This window comes from Vibrio sp. 070316B (assembly GCF_013114115.1).
GTDB classification, from domain to species: Bacteria; Pseudomonadota; Gammaproteobacteria; order Enterobacterales; family Vibrionaceae; genus Vibrio; species Vibrio chagasii_B.
In genome coordinates this window covers 1-20,054 of sequence record NZ_VTYC01000026.1, presented here as the reverse complement: position 1 = coordinate 20,054, position 20,054 = coordinate 1, and the positions used below count along the sequence as shown (strand labels likewise).

Below are 20,054 nucleotides of genomic sequence, written 5' to 3'. Positions count from 1 at the left end.
TCGAAACTAATACCCATGAAAAAATTAAAGCCTTAACAGAGGTGCTAAGGCTTTATTAGAAACTATGAGTTTAGAGTGCTGCTAACTACATGATTTTTTGCATCACATCACCAATTTGAATGCTTCCCGCCAGGCTTGGCTGATCAATCGTCAGTTCAGCTTCGTTCTCGTAGACGCGAGAAACGGTCAGTGTGATATCGCTTTGTGAGACTTTATTGCGAGGTAAACCTCGTTGGTCGATAAACGAACCTGTGTGCCATAGCTGCAGTTTGTCACCCTGTTGTACGCCATGCATTCGGCCCAAATCAATGGTCACTGTGTTACCGAAGACGGCTGCAACTTCAGGAAGCGTGATCTTACAAGACACTTCAGACTCTAAGTCCAACATGATGTTACGGCTAACACGAAGCATCATGCTGCCGTAGGTCGATGCCCAGAAACGAGCACTGCGAGTGTCAACTTCACTGGTTTTAGCAAATGGCCACTTTGCTACTTCACGATAGCTACGGGTGTAGATTTGATGACCTGTCTTACCATCAAATACTTGCATCTCTAATGCAAACTGACGGTTGATGATGTCATCTTTTAATAGCTTGGATTCGATGGTTGCCGTTAAATCGGTAATGTCACCACCGATAATGTATTGCGCGCCCGTGTCTTGAGCGATCATCTTGATCACTTCAGGTTGACGTTTGTCGATGTCGTAATTGGTGGTACCGACAGAAACAAAGCTGCGAGACTCTTTTGCTAGCTGCCTATCAACCACGTGGCCGAAATCATCACCGATGTTGTAGATTCTTCCCATCACGGCTTGTTGTGGAGAGGTGACATCGATATTCCCCACCAAGAAGGTTTTCTTGTATTGGCTCTCATGGCAAGCATTTGCCGAAGGGTAGATGTCGACTCTTGCGGTGATCATTAAATTGCCACCGCGTTTCTTCTCTTTATCAACCAAGATGTAGCGTACTTCGTGGTTAGTAAATTGGTATTCCTTTTTCTTGCCATCGAGATAAGGCGTCAGGTTCGCAATACTGCCAATGTCAGCCCCCGAGAACTGAACGGCCTTATAGACCGCGTCTTCCAGAGCGTGGATCCTTGCCGTCTCTTCTGACGAGACGATGGTTGCGGTACCGGTAACTTCATACCATGAGGCATGAGCACTGAAGCTTATGATTATCAGTGAACCTATTGAAAATAAGTAAGAAATTATTTTTTTCATCTATTCGTTACCAGTTGGGTATAAATATTGCTTAACAAATAACTATAAGCTTGAAGCTGACTTAAGTGCGTTTTTCTTAATCTGAACCATTAATGAAAAGCAAAGACTGTTCCAACATTGTAATCCATTGAAAAGAATAATGGCGAGAACATATTGGAACAGGTAGCACTAAAACTATCTGGAGATTAGAGAATGAAAAAATGGCTCGTAGTAATGAGTGTCATGTTGCTGACATCATGCGCTTATTCGCCGATCTATAACGGCAAGACTGAGTATGCCGGCAGTCAGTTCATGCTGATGGACAGCCCTCGTCACACCATGGATTTCTTCGTTGAAAGCATGACTGAAGACTTGATCGTGTCGAACACCAGTATCTCAGCAAGAACGCCTATCGCGATCACCTCGTTTGTTGACCTGCAACACATGGACACAACAAACTGGCTTGGTAATTCAGTATCTGAAGGCTTCATTCATCAGTTTCAACGTCGTGGCTTCAAGGTGGTCGATTTTAAAACCACGGGTTCTATCCAAGTGACTCATCAAGGTGACTTTGCGATTAGCCGTGACTGGAAAGACTTAGCTCAAGAGCAAGACGTTCAATACGTACTAACGGGTACTATGCTGCGCCAAGAGGGCGGTGTGCTTGTTAATGCTCGAGTGGTGGGCATGCAAACTCGTATTGTCGTGGCTTCGGCACAAGGCTTTTTGCCTGCAGACCGTATTGGCCGTGACCTCGATACTCTGAACAGTATTCGAACTCAAGATGGCGTGATCATTCGTTCTGACCCAACGATCAGTCAGCCTTATACTGTTATTCTTCGCCCTTAGGAGTTCGAGATGAAGAAGTTAATATTTGTGGTTGCTGCTTTACTGCTTGTTGGCTGTCAGCCTTTGCAGAGCATGAGACCAGACGATTTCTTGGTTGCTGTTGGTTACGCGAGTATCAGTGAGCAAAAAGGTCGCAACGACGAAGAGAAGCGCATCCGTGCGATGAGAGCCTCTAAGATCGATGCTTATCGTGAACTTGCGGAACAAGTTTATGGGATGCGAGTCAGTGGCCGTGCTGAACTTGAAGACCAACGCCTTGGTACAGAGCGCACATCAGGTGCGGTTGATGGGGTTATCCGCGGTGCAGAAGTCGTGCGCAGTTACCCAGTTGGCGATAGCTATGTGACTGAGCTTCAGTTGGATATCCGCAAGATGGATCAATTACGTAACTATGGCGAAGTTCAGGCTGTACCTGAGAAGAGACAACAGACGCTGTTCTAGTATCGGAGCATGAATAAATGATATTGGCCGCCAGTCGCTTTCCAGATGGCGTATCGGCAACCAATAACCAGGGCGTGTTGATCTTTCGAGCTGATTTTTGCAGCGAGTTGCTGGGTATTTATACAAGGCAGAGGCTTTGATATGTAGCTAGCCTACATGAGAAGCCGATAACGTAGTAGAAATGAGCAGCAAACGCTGCCCAAAGGGTTCGAGCTGGGCGCCCCCGCAAAAAGCGTTTTACTCTTTGTTGAGGGAGATTTGCTTAGAATGACTAGGCTACTTCCCCCTCGCCGCGATTAAAACGCTTTTATCTCGAACAAAATTTAACCACGAAAGGTCAACACGCCCTAACATGAATATAAAAGCGGCAAGTATGAAAATACTTGCCGCTTTTTGTTTTTGCTGTCTTGGGCGTACTTTCAGATATGTGGGTGTTTGATTGGAGTCGAAATGTAGATAGGCTGAGATACAGATACAGATACAGATACAGATACAGATAGGAAAAAACAATGGTGTTATCGAAAAGGTGTAGCTTAACTAAGCTTTTACGTTGGTTCCCAACGTTGAAATAGTGTGCGTTTGACCGCCGGCGTTGTAAGTCATGCCAATTTTGCCGTGGCTTTGTTGCATCATGTTGCTGAGTTTTTTGAAGCTGAGGTGTGCTCGATTTAGGGCCTCGCCATTCACCAGGTTCGCTTGATGACAATCGTGCACAATAGACTTGATGGTTGAGACTAACTGAGCAAGTTCAGGATTCTCGGTCAGTTCTGAGATATTGCTATGGGCAGCGATGCGTTGATCGGTTGATCTTAGCTGTTCGACAAGGACCACTTTTTCCTTGGCAATTCGCTCAATATCTGTCGATTGTCGGCTTGTAATAGCGGTTTTCTCTGAACTTAGTAGCTCAGATAAGGCTTTGGCATTTTGAAGTTGGAAATTAACTAAATCTGCTAGTGCCGCCATAACGTAACCTATCAATAATCTTGTGTGTCTTAAGTTAAGAACTCAGTACAAGAGGGGAGAACTTAAAGACCTTTTAATTCGTTTTCGAACTTCATCATATTGTCGGCCAGTTTTTCTGGGTCAACTGTGTATGAACCGTTCGCGATCGCTTCTTTGATTGCTGCAACTTTTGCAGAGTCAAAGCTTGGGTTTGCTGCCATGTCTTGGTGGAGTTGACCGATCGCTTTGCCTTGTTGGCTTAGTGAAACCGCATCTTTGCTCGCTGGTGATTTAGTTGAAACATCAGAGCGTGATGACTCAGAACTCGAATCAGAGCGTACTGCTGATCGGTTAGTGGTCGTTAGGGTTTGCCCTGAACGAATGTTATCAATGCCTGCCATAGTTAAGCCTTTTTCTTCAAAAATGGGAACCTGTACAGTCAATATCGACCAAGGGTTCGATTACTTTAGCAATTTTTCGCTCTTTAGTCGAAAAGGGATATAACACTGAAGCTACGTATTTCAATGCTAGAGTCGAAAGCGAAATAGCTAACGGTACCGCCAATTGAGAAGTAGAGAGTTAAAAGTAAACCGTGACTTCAGACATGTTGGTAACAATACCTTCAATTATACGCTGTGATTTATCATTTTTCACTCTTACTTGATCACCCATAGAGCCATCAGTTAGCGCTGTGCCTTTAGTCGTAATGGTCATGCCACCTTTTACTGCCTGTATGATAACCTTCTCGTTTCGACATACGACACAAATGTCACCCCTTTCGACAACGTCACCCGGCCTTAGGTTCTTTTTTACCTTGGCGCCGATAACTTGCTCTGGAGCGGTGAAGCCTTGGCGACGGAATTTGTTAAGAGAAATCATCGCGGTTGTCACGTCGTATTGACCGACAATCTCGCCTCTCGCTAGTGCTCGAGTAGTCGTCACAAGCGGCACTGACATCGAAAGACGTACCGGTACATAAACTCGCCACTCATCAGGAACACATTGCACTAAAACCGTAATACTGCTGCGGGTATTGGTGGTGGTTGAGGCACTTGTCTCAAGAGGAACCGGGCAGTCTGTTGCTTTGATTCTTGAGTCAACATTTGCTGAATTAACAAAGAGTTCGCCGCCTCGTGGCTGTTCAACGGTATCAAGGATGTGTTGCTCCGCCGCAGACTGAATCATCTCAATTTGTTCTGGGGTCGCAGCTTGCACAAAAAAACTAAACAATATTGATAAAATGCCGATAAACTTAGCGACAGTTTTAAAAGTAGCTCTACACATTGCTATGGAAAGAGGTGGCAAATTTGTTTTATAATACGTCATTCCGTTTCTCTGGTGGTTCGTAGCCTGCAGTAGACTAACACTTTTTATACAAAAAAGTTTGATATGGAGATGAGCTCATGACGGGTATTCTTGATTCGGTGAATCAGCGTACGCAACTCGTCGGTCAAAACCGATTAGAATTACTAACCTTTCGCCTAATGGGGCGTCAGCGTTACGGCATTAATGTCTTTAAAGTAAAAGAAGTGCTTCAATGCCCTAAGCTGACGAAGATGCCAAACTTGAACCCACTGGTTAAAGGTGTCGCACACATTCGTGGCCAAACGATCTCTGTGATCGACCTGAGCTTAGCGATTGGTGGCCGTCCGACAACGGATGTTGAAAAGTGTTTTGTGGTTATCTCTGAGTTCAACCGAACCATTCAAGGTTTCTTGGTTAGTTCAGTAGAGCGCATTATCAACATGCACTGGGAATCGATTCTTCCGCCGCCAGATGGCGCTGGTAAAGCGAACTATCTGACAGCGGTAACCAACATCGATAATGAACTGGTTGAAATTCTTGATGTTGAAAAAATCCTAGCTGAAATTTCGCCTGTTGATGAAACCATGGACAGCAAGATTGCTGAAGAAATCGCAGAAGTAGAACAAGAAAAAGAACTCGTTCGCCGCATCTTGATTGCTGATGACTCAACCGTTGCACGTAAACAGGTTCAACGCGCTATTGAGTCGATTGGTTTTGAAGTGATTGCCGTGAAAGATGGTAAAGAAGCCTACGAGAAACTGATGCAGATGTCAGCAGAGGGCAGTATTTACGATCAGATTTCATTGGTGATTTCAGATATCGAAATGCCAGAGATGGATGGCTATACGCTGACTGCTGAGATTCGCCGTCACGCTGAACTAAAAGATTTATACGTAATTTTACACTCATCTTTGAGTGGTGTATTTAACCAAGCCATGGTTGAGCGTGTTGGAGCAAACTCCTTCATTGCTAAGTTCAATCCTGATGAGCTTGGTGCAGCCGTTAAAGCTGCGTTAACTAACTAAAAGAGACATTAATGACTGCTATAACAATAAGTGATCAAGAGTATCGCGATTTCAGCCGTTTCTTAGAATCTCAATGTGGCATTGTATTAGGTGACAGCAAACAGTACTTGGTGCGCAGCCGCCTAAGCCCATTAGTAGCAAAGTTTAACCTAGCTTCGCTGTCTGATTTATTGAGAGATGTAGTGACGGGGCGAAACCGTGAGTTGCGAGTGGCAGCAGTGGATGCTATGACGACGAACGAGACACTTTGGTTCCGAGATACTTACCCGTTTGCAGTGCTTGCGGATAAACTTCTACCGGAAATAGCGGCAAATAAACGTCCTATTAAGATTTGGTCTGCGGCAAGTTCTTCAGGCCAAGAACCATACTCAATGGCAATGACGGTGCTTGAGACTCAAGCTCGTAAGCCAGGTATGCTGCCAAATGTATCGATCACCGCAACTGACATCTCTGCAAGCATGTTGGATATGTGCCGCACTGGTGCGTATGACAACCTTGCTTTAGGTCGTGGTCTTTCTCCAGAGCGTCGCCGTACTTTCTTTGAGGATGCAGGCGATGGCCGCATGAAAGTAAAAGACAACGTGAAGCGCATGGTGAACTTCCGTCCTCAAAACCTGATGGACAGTTACGCACTTCTGGGTAAGTTCGACATTATCTTCTGTCGTAACGTACTGATTTACTTCTCTCCAGAGATGAAATCTAAAGTGCTTAACCAAATGGCGAACAGCCTGAACCCAGGTGGTTACTTGCTTCTGGGGGCGTCTGAGTCGTTAACTGGATTAACGGACCGCTTCGAAATGGTTCGTTGTAACCCAGGTATCATCTACAAATTGAAGTAATTGCCGCCACCTAAATATGGTGTGACATTACTGAATAATTTTAAAACCCAGCCAAGTGCTGGGTTTTCTTTTTCCGGCTTAACCTATATCTTTAAGTCAGAGTGACATTCCAATTTACTCTATTTTTTGGCTTGTATATTGCAAGTTTACCCACGAGTAACCTGTAAAAGTATAAATAGACCACTTCGTTTTAAAAGTTGGTATATATATTGCTTTGGTTATTTCATAACAGTCAGTTCTTGAGTTGAGGTTTAGATGGCTATTTCTTTTGATAATGCTTTAGGCATTCACCAACACACAGTTGGTGTACGTGAGCGTAACGCTGAGGTGCTTTCCACCAATATCGCGCAAGCAAACACGCCTGGGTATAAAGCAAAGGGATTAGACTTTAAGAAATCACTGCAGGCGGCAAGTTCTGGGGCAAGCATTGGTCTTAGCCGCACAGACGGTCGGCACATTTCTGCCGAAACGACGGTGAACGGGGAAACGAAGTATCGAATTCCTACCCAACCTGATACAGGAGATGGCAACACGGTTGATTTGGATTTGGAAAGAAACCTTTTCATGCAAAACCAAATTAGGCATCAAGCCTCTCTCGACTTCCTTGGAAGTAAGTTCAAGAATTTAACTAAAGCGATTAAAGGGGAATAATTAGATGAGCTTATTTAATGTATTCAATGTGACTGGTTCTGCGATGAGTGCTGAATCTGTTCGTCTAAATACGACCTCGAGCAACCTTGCAAACGCGGACAGTGTAAGTAGTTCTGCTAAAGAAACTTACAAGGCTCGCCACGCAGTGTTCGGCGCTGAGTTAAATCGAGCACGCAACAGTGACCACACTGTGCCTGTGAAAGTATTAGGTATTGTGGAAAGCGATAAGCCGCTGAGCGCGGAGTACAACCCAGACCACCCATTAGCGAACAACGAAGGCTTCATTTACAAGTCTAACGTGAACGTTATGGAAGAGATGGCAAATATGATTTCGGCATCACGTGCGTACCAAACGAACGTACAGGTTGCTGACTCGAGTAAACAAATGCTGCTGCGTACGCTGCAGATGGGTCAATAAGGATAAGGAGGTAGCACATGGCTGGAATCAACAACAATGTTGGTCAAAGCGGCTTGTCCTATGTTGACCAGCTGAAGAGTCTTCAAGATGGCGCTAAGAAGCCCGACGAAACAACAGGTAAGCAGGATCTTAAGCAAGAAGATTTCTTATCTTTGTTAACTAAGCAACTAGCACAGCAAGACCCTTTTAAGCCGGTTAGCAATGACCAGATGATTGCGCAAATGGCTTCATTTGCGACCGTAGATGGCATCGGCAAAATGAATTCACAGTTTGAAAGCTTGAACTCATCGATGACCTCTAACCAAGCACTGCAAGCCTCCTCTTTGGTTGGTCGTGATGTGTTGGTTCCTGGTGCGGCAGGTGTAAAGCAAGGTGATGGCGGTATGGCGGCAATGGTTAAGCTTCCTCAAGCGATGGACAATGTTATGGTCCGTGTTGAGAACGAAGTGGGCCAATTAGTTCGCACTTTTGATATTGGCTCTAAACCTTCAGGCGATACACGTGTTGAATGGGACGGAAAAGACGAAGACGGTAACCCATTGCCGGCCGGTAAATACAACGTGAAAGCGTCGGGTTTACTGGATGGCGAGAACACAGAGTTCCAAGTTTCCAGCTATGCGAACGTGAACAGTGTGCTTCTTGGTAAGGGTGATGGCAACGTACTACTCAATCTGGCTGGTTTCACATCGCCAGTACGACTTGCTGAAGTACTAGAAGTTGGTAAAGCGTAGCTCTTAAGTGAGTGAACATGCTAGCTAGATAGATTAGGAGAATATTGGAATGTCATATGTAGCTTTAAGCGGCCTATCCGCTGCACAATTAGACCTGAATACAACCAGTAACAACATTGCGAACGCAAACACATTTGGCTTTAAAGAGTCTCGTGCTGAATTTGGTGATGTTTACTCAAACTCGTTGTTTACAAACGCAAAAACGACGTCAGGTGGCGGTGCGCAAGCTAGCCAAGTGGCGCAACAGTTCCACGAAGGTTCAAGTATTTATACAAACAACCCAATGGATCTACGCGTAAGTGGTACAGGTTTCTTTGCGGTAGCGAAAGACCGTATGGTGCCAGAGATTAACGAACTAACACGTAATGGTGCATTTCACTTAAACAAAGACAACTACATGGTTACGGCTAACGATGAGTTTCTTTTAGGTTACGATGTTGATCCAAACTCGGGTGAAGTTCTTTCTTATGCGCCAAAGCCTCTCGACATTCCAGCTGAATTTGGTAAGCCAAAGCAGACAGAAAACATTGAAGTAGGGGTTAACCTTCCTGCAAACGGTGACCTTAAAGATCCGGCTGCATTTAACTTCAAAGATGCTGATACCTATAACCGTGCAACGTCTTCGACGGTATACGATTCTATGGGCCAGTCTTACAAGTTAACGACTTACTACCTCAAAGATCAGACGCAACCAAATACTTGGCAGACGTACTACACCATGACTGATGAGACTGGCGAGAAGCCACTCAACATTACTGGTGGTGATGCAACGAATGCTCAAGGTCATGTTGGTCATACAATGAAGTTCAACAATGACGGTACGTTAGCAAGCTTGAACAGTGGTCAACCGATAAACTCGGACCCACTAGGTGCTGGTGCGAACCCAATCGACTTGAACGGTGCAGATCCAACACAAGTGCTTAAGTTTGGTCTAGATTCTTCAACCCAATTTGCGGCTCCGTTTGAACTGACTAAGTTTGATGAAGATGGTGCAACAACAGGTTTCTTAACCAAAATCGATTTCGATGAGTACGGCAGTGTTCTAGGTACTTACTCAAATGGTGAAAACGTAATGCTTGGTCGTGTTGGCCTAGTACGCGTACCAAACGAGCAAGGTCTGGATAAGAAAGGCGGTACCCAGTGGGATTCTACTAACGACTCAGGTGACAAAATCTGGGGTGAATCGAATAAAGGTTCATTTGGTAGTATCAACAACGGCTCACTTGAGCAGTCGAACATCGATATGACTCAAGAACTGGTTGATTTGATTTCTGCTCAACGTAACTTCCAAGCGAACTCGCGTTCTCTAGAAGTACACAACCAACTACAACAGAATATTCTTCAGATTCGTTAATCGTTTCTAACGTTTGAATCATCTGTGAATACCCAATTCAATGTTATTGAATTGGGTATTGTTGTTTGCTTTTTTATTTGCCGCCCTTATTGCCGCCCGGTAATGCCACTGGCAACAATTCTTCCTCAATGATCCTTTTGTGATCACCTTTCTTGTTTGTTTTTCATTTAAGTTGTTGATAAATAACAGTTAAAAATATTGGCACAGTGTTTGCTTTATTAGCCCCGGAAGATGATTTTTGGAGCAAAATTATGGATCGCGCACTGTTTCTTGCCATGAGTGGCGCTAAGCAAAATATGCAAGCTTTGCAGCTACGTGCAAACAACCTTGCCAACGTAAGTACAACGGGTTTCCGTGCTGATTTAGCACAAGCGCGTTCAATGCAAGCGTATGGCGAAGGTATGCCTACTCGTGTTTTCAGCATGACAGAACGTCCAGGACATAATTTTGCGCAGGGTAGTGTTGTTACCACTGGTCGTGATCTTGATGTCACTATCCAAGGTGATGGTTGGATTTCGGTAATGGACAACACTGGTCGCGAAGGCTTAACACGTAACGGTAACCTAAAGGTTGACCAAAACGGTTTGTTGACCAATGCCAGTGGTCACTTGGTATTGGGCGAAAATGACGCGCCAATCACACTGCCAATCCCAATCAGTAAAGTCGAAATTGGTACAGACGGTACGATCTCAGTCATTCCTCAAGGCGCTCCAGCTGAGGAATTGGAGGTTGTTGATCGTATTAAACTTGTACGTCCAGATAATCAAAGTTTGTTTAAAGATACGAATGGTCTATTCCGTTCGAAAAACCCAGATCAAGCATACGAAGCAGATGCAGCGGTAACGTTGCTAAAAGGTGCGGTCGAAGGCAGTAACGTAAATGCTGTAGGTGAAATGACCAGCCTAATTGACTTACAACGTCAGTTTGAAATGCAGGTCAAGATGATGAGCACAGCAGAGGAAATGGACAAGTCGTCTGATTCACTGCTTCGTATGAGCTAATAGAATTTAAAGGAAATTGCTATGCATCCAGCATTATGGGTAAGTAAAACAGGTTTAGACGCCCAACAAACCAATATTTCAACCATTTCAAACAACCTTGCTAACGCCTCGACGATTGGTTTTAAAAAGAGCCGTGCAGTATTTGAAGATCTGTTCTATCAGAATATTAACCAGCCTGGCGGTCAGTCGTCTCAGAACACTGAGTTACCAAGTGGTTTGATGCTAGGTGCGGGTTCTAAAGTGGTTGCGACTCAAAAGGTTCACACTCACGGTAACGCGCAGACTACGTCGAACAGCCTAGATATGATGATTGAAGGCGACGGCTTCTTCCAAGTTGAGATGCCAGACGGTGAAACAGGTTACAGCCGCAATGGTCAGTTCACATTGAACGGTGACGGCGCAATCGTGACATCGGGTCAAGGTTACCCGCTACAACCAGAAATCGTTATTCCTGAAGATGCAATCTCAGTGACAGTAGGTAACGACGGTGAGGTATCGGTTCGTCTACGTGGCGAGCAAAACAACGTAGTGGTAGGTCAGATCACTATTACTGACTTTGTAAACCCAGGGGGGTTAGAGCCTGTAGGTCAAAACCTTTACCTGCCGACAGGTGCGAGTGGTGACCCGCAAGAGGGTGTACCGGGCTTCGATGGTCTAGGTAACATCCGCCAGTCGATGCTAGAAACATCGAACGTAAACGTAACCGAAGAGCTTGTGAATATGATCGAAGCTCAACGTGTTTACGAAATGAACTCGAAAGTTATCTCGTCGGTAGACAAGATGATGAGCTTTGTTAACCAACAGCTGTAATCGGTTTATTCGCCGTTTACTGGTTTCGTATTAATCGACGTGTTCGTCACGGCCTACTAATTACCACGACTTGCTGAGAGTATATCGCCATGAAACGTATTTTTTGTTTAGCCCTGTTTTTATCTATGAGCGGTTGTTCTGTGCTTGATCCAATTGAGACACCAGCAGAAGAGAACGCGACCACAGTGGTTGATGCGGTAGAAGGCGATAAATCGGCTCAAGAAAGCTCAGGTATTATCGACACGCTTCGCGGTCGAACGGATCCTATCGCAGGTGATCCTGCATGGGCGCCAATCAACCCAAAACAGAAGCCAGAGCATTATGCAGCGGCAACCGGTTCACTATTCAACTTAAATCATATTGGCAGCATGTACGATGATTCAAAGCCTCGCGGTATTGGTGACATCATTACTGTGGCATTGGATGAAAATACTCGTGCGACGAAAAAAGCCAATGCAGATATGTCTAAGTCGAACGATGCATCTATGGAGCCTTTGGCTGTTGGCGGCCAAGAGCTGACTATAGACAAGTACAATTTTTCGTATGACCTAAGCAACACTAATACCTTCGCAGGTGATGCTTCTGCTAATCAGAGCAACAGCATCAGTGGTTACATTACTGTGGAAGTGATTGAAGTGCTTGCTAACGGCAACCTAGTGGTGCGTGGTGAAAAGTGGATGACATTGAACACCGGTGATGAGTACATCCGTTTAAGTGGCACCATCCGTCCAGACGATATTGATTTCGACAATACCATCGCTTCAAACCGTGTTTCTAATGCTCGAATCCAGTATTCAGGGACCGGAGTGCAACAAGATATGCAAGAGCCTGGATTCTTGGCACGATTCTTTAATGTATCTCTGTAGAGCTTGAGAGGGTGTCGACATACTGACAGCCCGTGTTACTCAACAATATTTCGCTAAGTTATTATTAATTAAAGCAATACAGACAGGTTACTCAATGAAAAAACTGACACTCGTACTATTCGGCATGCTATTTCTTGCCACCAGTGCCCATGCTGCGCGTATTAAAGACGTGGCAAAAGTGGCGGGTGTTCGTAGTAACCAACTTGTCGGTTATGGTTTGGTCACGGGTTTGCCGGGTACCGGTGAGACAACTCCCTTTACCGATCAAACATTTAACGCGATGCTGCAAAATTTTGGCATCCAATTGCCGCCTGGCACTAAGCCAAAAACCAAAAACGTAGCGGCAGTAATTGTTACCGCTGAACTGCCGGCTTTCTCTAAGCAAGGTCAGGAAGTTGACGTCACGGTTTCTTCTATCGGTTCGGCAAAAAGCCTACGTGGTGGTACCTTGCTACAAACCTTCCTAAAAGGTCTAGATGGTCAGGTTTATGCCGTCGCGCAAGGTAACTTAGTGGTAAGTGGCTTTAGTGCTCAGGGTAACGATGGTTCTAAGATTGTTGGCAATAACCCTAACGTCGGTATCATCTCTAGTGGTGCAACAGTAGAGCAAGAGATCCCAACGCCTTTCGGCCGTGGCGACTACATCACCTTCAACCTAATCCAATCAGATTTCACAACAGCGCAGCGCATGGCTGATGCAGTTAATAATTTCTTAGGCCCACAAATGGCTTCAGCGGTCGATGCGACGTCTGTAAAAGTACGTGCGCCTCGAGAAATCAGCCAACGTGTGGCGTTCTTATCGGCAATCGAAAACATTGAATTTGACCCAGCTGAAGGTTCAGCGAAAATCATCGTTAACTCTCGTACTGGTACTATTGTCGTTGGTAAGCACGTGCGCCTAAAAGCGGCGGCGGTAACACACGGCGGTATGACAGTCGCGATTAAAGAAAACTTAAACGTTAGCCAGCCGAATGCATTCTCTGGTGGTCAAACGGTAGTGGTTCCAGATTCTGATATCGAAGTCACTGAAGCCGATGGCAAGATGTTTAAGTTCGAACCTGGCTTAACATTGGATGATTTGGTTCGTGCGGTTAACGAAGTCGGCGCAGCGCCTTCTGATCTAATGGCAATCCTTCAAGCACTGAAACAAGCGGGTGCGATTGAAGGCCAGCTGATCATTATCTAAGGAATAGAGCATGATTAAGAATAACAACGACATCGGCTTTATTCACGACATCGGCAGCCTAGACCGTCTTCGTCAACAAGCAGTAAACGGTGAAGAGGGCAGTGAGAAAGAAGCACTGACCGCAGCGGCAAAACAGTTTGAAGCGATTTTCACCTCAATGTTGTTTAAGTCGATGCGCGATGCGAACTCTAGCTTTAAATCGGATATGTTGAACAGCCAGAACGAACAGTTCTATCGCCAGATGCAAGATGACCAAATGGCGAGTGAGCTCAGTGCGAATGGTTCACTAGGCCTTGCGGATATGATTGTTGCACAGCTAAGTGCGGGTCAAGCAAGCGACGCGACAGAAGATAAGGTTCGCAGTGAAGGTTTTGATACTTCATTGCAAAGACCTCAATACTCAGGCCGTTCAGAAGAGAGAGCACTAGACGTGCAAGCTGCGTCAGCGACTAAACAGCCAGTCTCTTTCGATTCACCAGAATCCTTTGTGACCTCAATGAAGCCTTACGCAGAAAAAGCGGCAAGCGCGCTTGGCGTAGATTCATCTCTATTATTGGCTCAAGCGGCACTGGAAACAGGCTGGGGCTCAAAGATGGTCAAAAACTCTTTAGGCAACAGTAATAACCTATTCAACATCAAAGCAGACAGAAGTTGGAAAGGCGATAAAGTGGCGACTCAAACGCTTGAGTTCCATGGTAAAACGGCCGTTAAAGAATCTGCTTCTTTCCGTTCGTACTCAAGTTTTGAAGACAGCTTCAACGACTATGTGAAGTTCTTGAACGAAAACCCAAGGTACGAAACGGCGCTGCGGCACCAAGGCAATTCGGAGAACTTCATCAAAGGTATTCATCAAGCAGGCTACGCAACTGACCCTAACTATGCTGATAAGGTATTGCGAGTTAAAGCTAAGATTGATGAGATGAACTAGGTCATATCGATTGAACATCTAGAGCTTGCCACAGGCAGGCTCTTTTCTTATCTGCCGTTTAAAAGTCAACAGCACCACTTATAGTTATCTCTTTATTCTTCAATAAATTAACGCCTTTTAACTCTCTTCTTTCTCTATTGGCACATATATTGCTTTTTAAACTGGTAGTTAATCAGTTTATCCTGATTTTGTTAAGTTTTTTGGGGGCATTATGGCGTCGGATCTTCTGAATGTAGGGGCACAAAGTGTTCTTACTGCTCAGAGACAGCTAAACACCACAGGTCATAACATTTCTAACGCCAATACAGAGGGCTATAGCCGCCAATCTGTGATTCAAGGTGTTAATGACCCGCGCCAGTACGGTGGTCAAACCTACGGCATGGGTGTGCATGTGGAAAATGTTCGCCGCTCTTGGGATCAATTTGCCGTCAATGAACTTAACCTATCGACAACCAATGCCGCCAACAAAGGCGACACTCAAGGCAACTTGGATATGTTGTCGAGCATGTTGTCTTCGGTGGCTTCGAAGAAGATTCCAGAAAACCTAAATGAATGGTTTGACTCGGTTAAAACCTTAGCCGATACACCTAATGACGTTGGTGCTCGAAAAGTCGTAATAGAGAAGGCTGGGTTACTGAGTAAAACGTTGAATGAATTTCATGAAACGGTTCGTCAACAGTCTGATTCTACGAATAAAAAATTAGATATGGGTATCGAGCGAGTTAATCAACTCGCGATCGAGATCCGTGATGTACAACGCCTGATGATGCGAACTCCAGGACCTCATAACGACCTGCGAGATCAGCATGAAAAGCTAATTAATGAGCTTTCTGGTTACACCAAAGTAACGGTGACACCGCGCTCAAATGCCGAAGGCTTCAATGTCCATATTGGTAACGGCCACACCTTGGTATCAGGTAGCGAGGCAAGCCAGTTAAAAATGGTGGATGGTTTACCTGATGCACACCAGCGTCGCTTGGCGATTGTTGAAGGTAAGTCTTTAAAGCCGATCACCAGCAGTGACATTGATGGAAAAATCGGTGCCATGTTAGACATGCGTGATGAGCACATCCCAGCCATCATGGATGAGCTTGGCCGTTTGGCAACTGCGTTTTCGTACAAGGTTAATGCGCTTCAAGAGCAAGGTTTGGATCTCAACGGCAACGTGGGCAAGAACCTGTTTACCGATGTGAACTCAGAGCTGGTGGCAAAATCTCGTGTGACGGCAAGTGGGCAGTCCAAAGCCGATGTAGCCGTATTTATTGATGATACTTCTGCCTTAAAAGGTGGAGAGTACGGTCTCAAATACGATGGTAGTGATTACGTGGTGACCAAGCCAAGTGGCGAAACGGTCAAAGTGAGTACCGATTCAAGCGGCAACGCGTTTTATCTTGATGGTATGCGCGTCGAAATTCGTAATCCGCCTGAACTTGGTGAAAAGCTGCTACTGCGTCCGACGCGTAATTTTGCCGCGCAGATTCACATGGAAACCACAGATCCGAAAGACATTGCCGCACAAAGCTATGAAGCATCGACGACGTTCGCCAAAGGCACCGCTGGCTTCAAAATCCTAGAGGCAGGCCAACTGCGTGAGTTTGAAGTGATTGTGTCACCAAAGGGCGAGCAATTTGCGGTGACGGATCCAAAAGGCAATATCTTAATGCAGCCTCAACCGTATCCGCCACAAGGACCAGTGACGATTAACGGCACGACCTTCGAGTTAACGGCAGGCGCGTTGGCAAACGACAAATTTACGGCAAACCTTGTCCCATCAGAAGGTGACAATGGCAACTTACGTAAGCTGCAAGATCTCCAAACGGGCAAGATCTTGAACGATGGTGAGTCTACGATTCTAGACCTTTACCACAACCTGAATACCAACACGGGTCTGAAGTCTTCAACGGCCAATCGCTTGAGTGATATTGCGACGTTAGAAAAGCAGTCAGCCCAGGAGCGTATTGCTTCAATCTCAGGGGTTAACCTTGATGAAGAAGCGGCAAATATGATGAAGTTTCAACAAGCGTATATGGCTTCTTCACGCATCATGCAAGCTGCTAACGATACCTTTAATACTATTTTGGCTCTGAGGTAGGAAGTATAAATGTTAAATCGTATATCTAGCTTCCATAACTACCAGTCCGTACAAAATGACTTGCGCCGCCAAGAGAACAAGGTGCATCACAACCAAGCGCAACTCGCTTCTGGTAAGAAGCTGCAGTCGCCAAGTGATGACCCGTTAGCGACGCACTATTTACAGAATATTGGTCAGCAATCAGAGCAGCTTAAACAGTACGTTGATGCCATTACTCTGGTTAGAAACCGCCTTGAGCACCATGAGGTGATGATCGCCAACTCGGAAGGCTTTGCTGATGAAGCAAAACGAACCGTGATGGAAATGATCAACGGTGCGCTGTCACCTGAAGACCGTTTAGCGAAGAAGCGTGAAATCCAAGAGTTAGCGAATAACTTTTTGTACTTAGCGAACTCTCAAGACGAGTCTGGCAACTACACATTCGCTGGTACTAAGCCGAAAAGCCAGCCCTTCTTTCGCGATAACGAAGGAACGGTGACGTATCAAGGCGATGACTATCAGCGCAAGATGCGTGTAGCGAGCAGCTTTGAAATGGCGATGAATGATCCGGGCAGTAAGTTATTTATGGAAATAGATAACCCATTCGGTGATTTTGAGCCTCAATACGAGCTAGAGCCAGCATCTGAGTTACTACTTGGTCGTGCAACCAACAGTGCAGAAGATGGTTCTACTTATAAAGTAACCTTTGTTGATATGCAGACCGGTAAGTTTGCCTACCAACTTGAAAAAGATGGCGCTGTGGTTGCTGCTGAAGATTTTGACCCTGCGACTGGCATTGTCTACGAAGGGTTAAATATTCAGTTTAAAGGACAAGTCACCAAGGGTGATTCGATCACCTTAGAGCCGAGAGAGACATTCTCGATCTTTGACACGTTCAAAGAAGCGGCAGAACAGGTAGAAAACCCTGTGTCCGATGCATCGGCAACGGCAAAACTGCACCAAATGACAGAAGAGTTTCATGCTGCGTTTATCCATTTAACGAAAGCAAGAACGGATGTCGGTGCCCGTTTGAGTACATTGGATATTCAAGAGCAACAACATGAAGACTTTAAGTTGTCTTTGGCGAAAGCGAAAAGCAACTTTGAAGATTTGGATTACTCGAAAGCCATCATTGAATTCAATGAAAACTCTCGAGCATTGCAAGCTTCACAGCAAGCGTTTGGCAAAACAAAAGACCTAACCTTGTTTAACTATATTTAATACTTAATCGGTATTTGGTGGTGGACTGCTAAATACCACGGAGTCGATTCTTTGCCTTATGTGCTATGCCATACGAGCGAATGACTTCAAAAATTGCCGCTTTTTCGTACGAGACATAGTGTTTCTTGATATAGCGGCAAAAAACGGCAACAAGCGGGTAGAGGTAGTTTCATCCTCTAGAAGCAAACAATCATAATCGCGTTTAATTTTCTGTAAGTTTTTGATTATTAGTTAATAAAAAAATTATTTATACAAAATTAAACTTGGCATACAACTTGTATCTGTGTTGGTTATAAATGATTAATACAGATCTTAAACCTTGTATAAGGTTTATTGAGTAACATACGGTCAGTGCTTATCCATATGAGAGTAAAGCTGGCCGCTTCGCAGAGAGCTTGCGAACTCATAAGGAGAGCAAAATGGCAGTTAATGTAAGTACTAACGTTTCCGCAATGACAGCGCAGCGTTACCTGAACAAAGCGTCTAATGACTTAGCGACTTCTATGGAGCGTTTGTCATCTGGTCACAAGATCAACAGCGCAAAAGATGATGCGGCAGGTCTGCAAATCTCGAACCGTCTAACGGCTCAGTCTCGTGGTCTTGATGTGGCAATGCGTAATGCCAACGACGGTATTTCGATTGCTCAAACAGCAGAAGGCGCGATGAACGAATCGACTAACGTACTACAACGTATGCGTGATCTAGCGATTCAATCATCAAACGGCACTAACTCGCCGGCAGAGCGTACAGCACTAAACGAAGAGTCAATGGCACTTCAAGATGAGCTTAACCGTATCGCGGAAACCACATCGTTTGGTGGTCGTCGTCTACTGAATGGTTCATTCGGTGAAGCTTCATTCCAGATCGGTTCTAACTCTGGTGAAGCAATGATCATGGCTCTGACAAGTATCCGTGCAGATGACTACCGTATGGGTGGTACTACGTTCGATTCAGAAAACGCGAAAGATAAGAACTGGGAAGTGCCGCCAACAGCGAGCGATCTTAAGTTTGAATTCAAAACCAAAGCGGGTGAAGACATCGTTCTAGATATCAACACTAAAGCGGGTGACGATATTGAAGAGTTAGCGACTTACATTAATGGTCAATCTGACTTAGTTAACGCATCGGTTACTGATGATGGCCGTTTACAGCTATTTGTAGCGGAACCTGACCTAGATGGCGCTATGTCTATCTCTGGTGGCCTGGCATCAGAGCTTGGTCTTAAGAGCGAAGGCCGTGCAACATCAGTTCAAGATATCAGCCTAACAAGTGTTGCTGGTTCACAGAACGCTATCAGCGTTATCGATTCTGCAATGAAGTACGTAGATTCACAGCGTGCTGATTTGGGTGCGAAACAGAACCGTCTAAGCCACAGCATTAATAACTTGGCAAACGTTCAAGAGAACGTAGACGCTTCAAACAGTCGAATCAAAGATACGGACTTTGCGAAAGAGACAACGCAAATGACTAAATCACAAATTCTGCAACAAGCGGGTACTTCAATACTTGCTCAAGCAAAACAATTGCCTAACTCTGCAATGTCACTATTGCAATAGTTATTGGTTGAACTTGCTGCTCGTGTTCAGACGTGAGCCATGCAGCAAGGGAAACTGGCAAGCATACTTACTATTGGGTGTTTAGCTCTCTCATCTCTCACCTGCTATCCATTTTTACGGTAAGAATGCAACGGCGAGTCGGAAATGTGTTCATTTCTCGATGATCTCCACACAGGCTCTGACGCGCCAACTAGCCCCGGTTCTCTCAAAGGAAAAGGGGCTTTTTCCTTTCTACTGATTGTGTTTTCTTTTCCCTTCTAACGATCTTTCTTCGTTTTCTCGCTCTGTTGGTTTTAATTTTCTCTGCCGACTTTGTGAAGAGCAGCTCACCTTTTTGCCTAATATTTGTCCGCCCCCAAGAACTTTGGTGATTGCTCATTTCTGTACATTGGCCAACTAAAAAGCTAATTAGAATATTTTTTGACCAATTAAAGCGCTCTCATTAATAGAAATCTATAGTTATTTTAGAAGGTTGAATATTTTAAATTGTTGAAAATAAAATAATTAATAATTTTTTTGTGGTTTTTTAAAAGTTTTTCTAAAGCTTCTGATTTTCGTGCCGTTATTAAAAGTAACTTTGAGAGAACTACTTGGTTTTCCGAGACGTCGGAAACCGCAATACCGGAAAATCAATTGGAGAAATCACCATGGCAGTGAATGTA

At 44.9% G+C, this 20,054-nt stretch carries 20 protein-coding genes; 16 read left to right on the top strand and 4 right to left on the bottom strand.

Going from position 1 to position 20,054, the window contains the following annotated elements; genetic code table 11:
- Positions 1-85: 85 nt before the first annotated feature.
- Positions 86-1,219, bottom strand: a complete 1,134-nt coding sequence (locus tag F0251_RS17875; protein WP_061034110.1) for a flagellar assembly protein FlgT — start codon at positions 1,217-1,219, stop codon at positions 86-88.
- 192 nt (positions 1,220-1,411) lie between these two features.
- On the opposite strand from F0251_RS17875, the gene F0251_RS17870 reads away from it, so the two are divergent.
- Together F0251_RS17870 and flgP are read left to right on the top strand one after the other, a co-directional pair.
- Positions 1,412-2,047 (top strand): FlgO family outer membrane protein, encoded by a 636-nt coding sequence (locus F0251_RS17870; RefSeq protein WP_032498316.1) that lies wholly within the window; start codon positions 1,412-1,414, stop codon positions 2,045-2,047.
- A gap of 9 nt (positions 2,048-2,056) precedes the next feature.
- Positions 2,057-2,488 (top strand): flagellar assembly lipoprotein FlgP, encoded by a 432-nt coding sequence (gene flgP / locus F0251_RS17865; RefSeq protein ID WP_008218224.1) that lies wholly within the window; start codon positions 2,057-2,059, stop codon positions 2,486-2,488.
- Between the two features lie 537 nt (positions 2,489-3,025).
- Here flgP and F0251_RS17860 read toward each other — a convergent pair.
- The 3 genes from F0251_RS17860 to flgA all read right to left on the bottom strand — a co-directional run bounded on the left by F0251_RS17860 (position 3,026) and on the right by flgA (position 4,756).
- Positions 3,026-3,451: a flagella synthesis protein FlgN gene (locus tag F0251_RS17860; protein WP_004739725.1), complete on the bottom strand. Its 426-nt coding sequence runs from the start codon at positions 3,449-3,451 to the stop codon at positions 3,026-3,028.
- 62 nt (positions 3,452-3,513) lie between these two features.
- The gene (flgM, locus tag F0251_RS17855; protein ID WP_061034108.1) at positions 3,514-3,831 is read right to left on the bottom strand and encodes a flagellar biosynthesis anti-sigma factor FlgM; all 318 of its coding nucleotides are present in this window, start codon (positions 3,829-3,831) and stop codon (positions 3,514-3,516) included.
- 178 nt (positions 3,832-4,009) lie between these two features.
- On the bottom strand, positions 4,010-4,756 hold the full coding sequence (gene flgA / locus F0251_RS17850; RefSeq protein WP_061034107.1) for a flagellar basal body P-ring formation chaperone FlgA: 747 nt from the start codon (positions 4,754-4,756) through the stop codon (positions 4,010-4,012).
- Positions 4,757-4,833: 77 nt separating this feature from the next.
- Between flgA and F0251_RS17845 the strand changes: the two genes are divergently transcribed.
- The 14 genes from F0251_RS17845 (at position 4,834) to F0251_RS17780 (ending at position 19,392) form a co-directional block, all read left to right on the top strand.
- Positions 4,834-5,760 carry a chemotaxis protein CheV gene (locus F0251_RS17845; RefSeq protein ID WP_004739721.1) on the top strand — a complete coding sequence of 309 codons (927 nt, stop codon included), beginning with the start codon at positions 4,834-4,836 and terminating at the stop codon, positions 5,758-5,760.
- A gap of 11 nt (positions 5,761-5,771) precedes the next feature.
- Complete coding sequence (locus tag F0251_RS17840) at positions 5,772-6,599, top strand: protein-glutamate O-methyltransferase (protein ID WP_008218231.1); 828 nt, start codon at positions 5,772-5,774, stop codon at positions 6,597-6,599.
- A gap of 255 nt (positions 6,600-6,854) precedes the next feature.
- Positions 6,855-7,250, top strand: a complete 396-nt coding sequence (flgB, locus tag F0251_RS17835) for a flagellar basal body rod protein FlgB (RefSeq protein ID WP_004739719.1) — start codon at positions 6,855-6,857, stop codon at positions 7,248-7,250.
- 4 nt (positions 7,251-7,254) lie between these two features.
- On the top strand, positions 7,255-7,668 hold the full coding sequence (gene flgC, locus F0251_RS17830) for a flagellar basal body rod protein FlgC (RefSeq protein ID WP_008218235.1): 414 nt from the start codon (positions 7,255-7,257) through the stop codon (positions 7,666-7,668).
- A 17-nt stretch (positions 7,669-7,685) separates the two neighbouring features.
- On the top strand, positions 7,686-8,399 hold the full coding sequence (flgD, locus tag F0251_RS17825; protein WP_008218237.1) for a flagellar hook assembly protein FlgD: 714 nt from the start codon (positions 7,686-7,688) through the stop codon (positions 8,397-8,399).
- Between the two features lie 49 nt (positions 8,400-8,448).
- Positions 8,449-9,753: a flagellar hook protein FlgE gene (gene flgE, locus F0251_RS17820; RefSeq protein ID WP_008218239.1), complete on the top strand. Its 1,305-nt coding sequence runs from the start codon at positions 8,449-8,451 to the stop codon at positions 9,751-9,753.
- A gap of 251 nt (positions 9,754-10,004) precedes the next feature.
- Complete coding sequence (locus F0251_RS17815; RefSeq protein ID WP_004739714.1) at positions 10,005-10,754, top strand: flagellar basal body rod protein FlgF; 750 nt, start codon at positions 10,005-10,007, stop codon at positions 10,752-10,754.
- A gap of 21 nt (positions 10,755-10,775) precedes the next feature.
- Positions 10,776-11,564 (top strand): flagellar basal-body rod protein FlgG, encoded by a 789-nt coding sequence (flgG, locus tag F0251_RS17810; RefSeq protein ID WP_004739713.1) that lies wholly within the window; start codon positions 10,776-10,778, stop codon positions 11,562-11,564.
- 89 nt (positions 11,565-11,653) lie between these two features.
- Positions 11,654-12,430: a flagellar basal body L-ring protein FlgH gene (gene flgH, locus F0251_RS17805; protein ID WP_171731498.1), complete on the top strand. Its 777-nt coding sequence runs from the start codon at positions 11,654-11,656 to the stop codon at positions 12,428-12,430.
- 94 nt (positions 12,431-12,524) lie between these two features.
- Positions 12,525-13,616, top strand: coding sequence for a flagellar basal body P-ring protein FlgI (locus tag F0251_RS17800; protein WP_008218243.1), 1,092 nt, complete (start codon positions 12,525-12,527; stop codon positions 13,614-13,616).
- A 10-nt stretch (positions 13,617-13,626) separates the two neighbouring features.
- Positions 13,627-14,544 (top strand): flagellar assembly peptidoglycan hydrolase FlgJ, encoded by a 918-nt coding sequence (flgJ, locus tag F0251_RS17795; protein WP_116870183.1) that lies wholly within the window; start codon positions 13,627-13,629, stop codon positions 14,542-14,544.
- Between the two features lie 211 nt (positions 14,545-14,755).
- Positions 14,756-16,636, top strand: coding sequence for a flagellar hook-associated protein FlgK (gene flgK, locus F0251_RS17790; RefSeq protein ID WP_061034103.1), 1,881 nt, complete (start codon positions 14,756-14,758; stop codon positions 16,634-16,636).
- Positions 16,637-16,645: 9 nt separating this feature from the next.
- Positions 16,646-17,836, top strand: a complete 1,191-nt coding sequence (gene flgL / locus F0251_RS17785; protein WP_061034102.1) for a flagellar hook-associated protein FlgL — start codon at positions 16,646-16,648, stop codon at positions 17,834-17,836.
- A 419-nt stretch (positions 17,837-18,255) separates the two neighbouring features.
- Positions 18,256-19,392, top strand: coding sequence for a flagellin (locus F0251_RS17780; protein WP_061034101.1), 1,137 nt, complete (start codon positions 18,256-18,258; stop codon positions 19,390-19,392).
- Positions 19,393-20,054: the final 662 nt, after the last annotated feature.

What these genes read in the sequence shown, in the direction of transcription:
- F0251_RS17875 (WP_061034110.1), bottom strand. Translation starts at nt 1,219, where the DNA reads ATGAAAAAAATAATTTCTTACTTATTTTCAATAGGTTCACTGATAATC.
- F0251_RS17870 (WP_032498316.1), top strand. Translation starts at nt 1,412, where the DNA reads ATGAAAAAATGGCTCGTAGTAATGAGTGTCATGTTGCTGACATCATGC.
- flgP (WP_008218224.1), top strand. Translation starts at nt 2,057, where the DNA reads ATGAAGAAGTTAATATTTGTGGTTGCTGCTTTACTGCTTGTTGGCTGT.
- F0251_RS17860 (WP_004739725.1), bottom strand. Translation starts at nt 3,451, where the DNA reads ATGGCGGCACTAGCAGATTTAGTTAATTTCCAACTTCAAAATGCCAAA.
- flgM (WP_061034108.1), bottom strand. Translation starts at nt 3,831, where the DNA reads ATGGCAGGCATTGATAACATTCGTTCAGGGCAAACCCTAACGACCACT.
- flgA (WP_061034107.1), bottom strand. Translation starts at nt 4,756, where the DNA reads ATGACGTATTATAAAACAAATTTGCCACCTCTTTCCATAGCAATGTGT.
- F0251_RS17845 (WP_004739721.1), top strand. Translation starts at nt 4,834, where the DNA reads ATGACGGGTATTCTTGATTCGGTGAATCAGCGTACGCAACTCGTCGGT.
- F0251_RS17840 (WP_008218231.1), top strand. Translation starts at nt 5,772, where the DNA reads ATGACTGCTATAACAATAAGTGATCAAGAGTATCGCGATTTCAGCCGT.
- flgB (WP_004739719.1), top strand. Translation starts at nt 6,855, where the DNA reads ATGGCTATTTCTTTTGATAATGCTTTAGGCATTCACCAACACACAGTT.
- flgC (WP_008218235.1), top strand. Translation starts at nt 7,255, where the DNA reads ATGAGCTTATTTAATGTATTCAATGTGACTGGTTCTGCGATGAGTGCT.
- flgD (WP_008218237.1), top strand. Translation starts at nt 7,686, where the DNA reads ATGGCTGGAATCAACAACAATGTTGGTCAAAGCGGCTTGTCCTATGTT.
- flgE (WP_008218239.1), top strand. Translation starts at nt 8,449, where the DNA reads ATGTCATATGTAGCTTTAAGCGGCCTATCCGCTGCACAATTAGACCTG.
- F0251_RS17815 (WP_004739714.1), top strand. Translation starts at nt 10,005, where the DNA reads ATGGATCGCGCACTGTTTCTTGCCATGAGTGGCGCTAAGCAAAATATG.
- flgG (WP_004739713.1), top strand. Translation starts at nt 10,776, where the DNA reads ATGCATCCAGCATTATGGGTAAGTAAAACAGGTTTAGACGCCCAACAA.
- flgH (WP_171731498.1), top strand. Translation starts at nt 11,654, where the DNA reads ATGAAACGTATTTTTTGTTTAGCCCTGTTTTTATCTATGAGCGGTTGT.
- F0251_RS17800 (WP_008218243.1), top strand. Translation starts at nt 12,525, where the DNA reads ATGAAAAAACTGACACTCGTACTATTCGGCATGCTATTTCTTGCCACC.
- flgJ (WP_116870183.1), top strand. Translation starts at nt 13,627, where the DNA reads ATGATTAAGAATAACAACGACATCGGCTTTATTCACGACATCGGCAGC.
- flgK (WP_061034103.1), top strand. Translation starts at nt 14,756, where the DNA reads ATGGCGTCGGATCTTCTGAATGTAGGGGCACAAAGTGTTCTTACTGCT.
- flgL (WP_061034102.1), top strand. Translation starts at nt 16,646, where the DNA reads ATGTTAAATCGTATATCTAGCTTCCATAACTACCAGTCCGTACAAAAT.
- F0251_RS17780 (WP_061034101.1), top strand. Translation starts at nt 18,256, where the DNA reads ATGGCAGTTAATGTAAGTACTAACGTTTCCGCAATGACAGCGCAGCGT.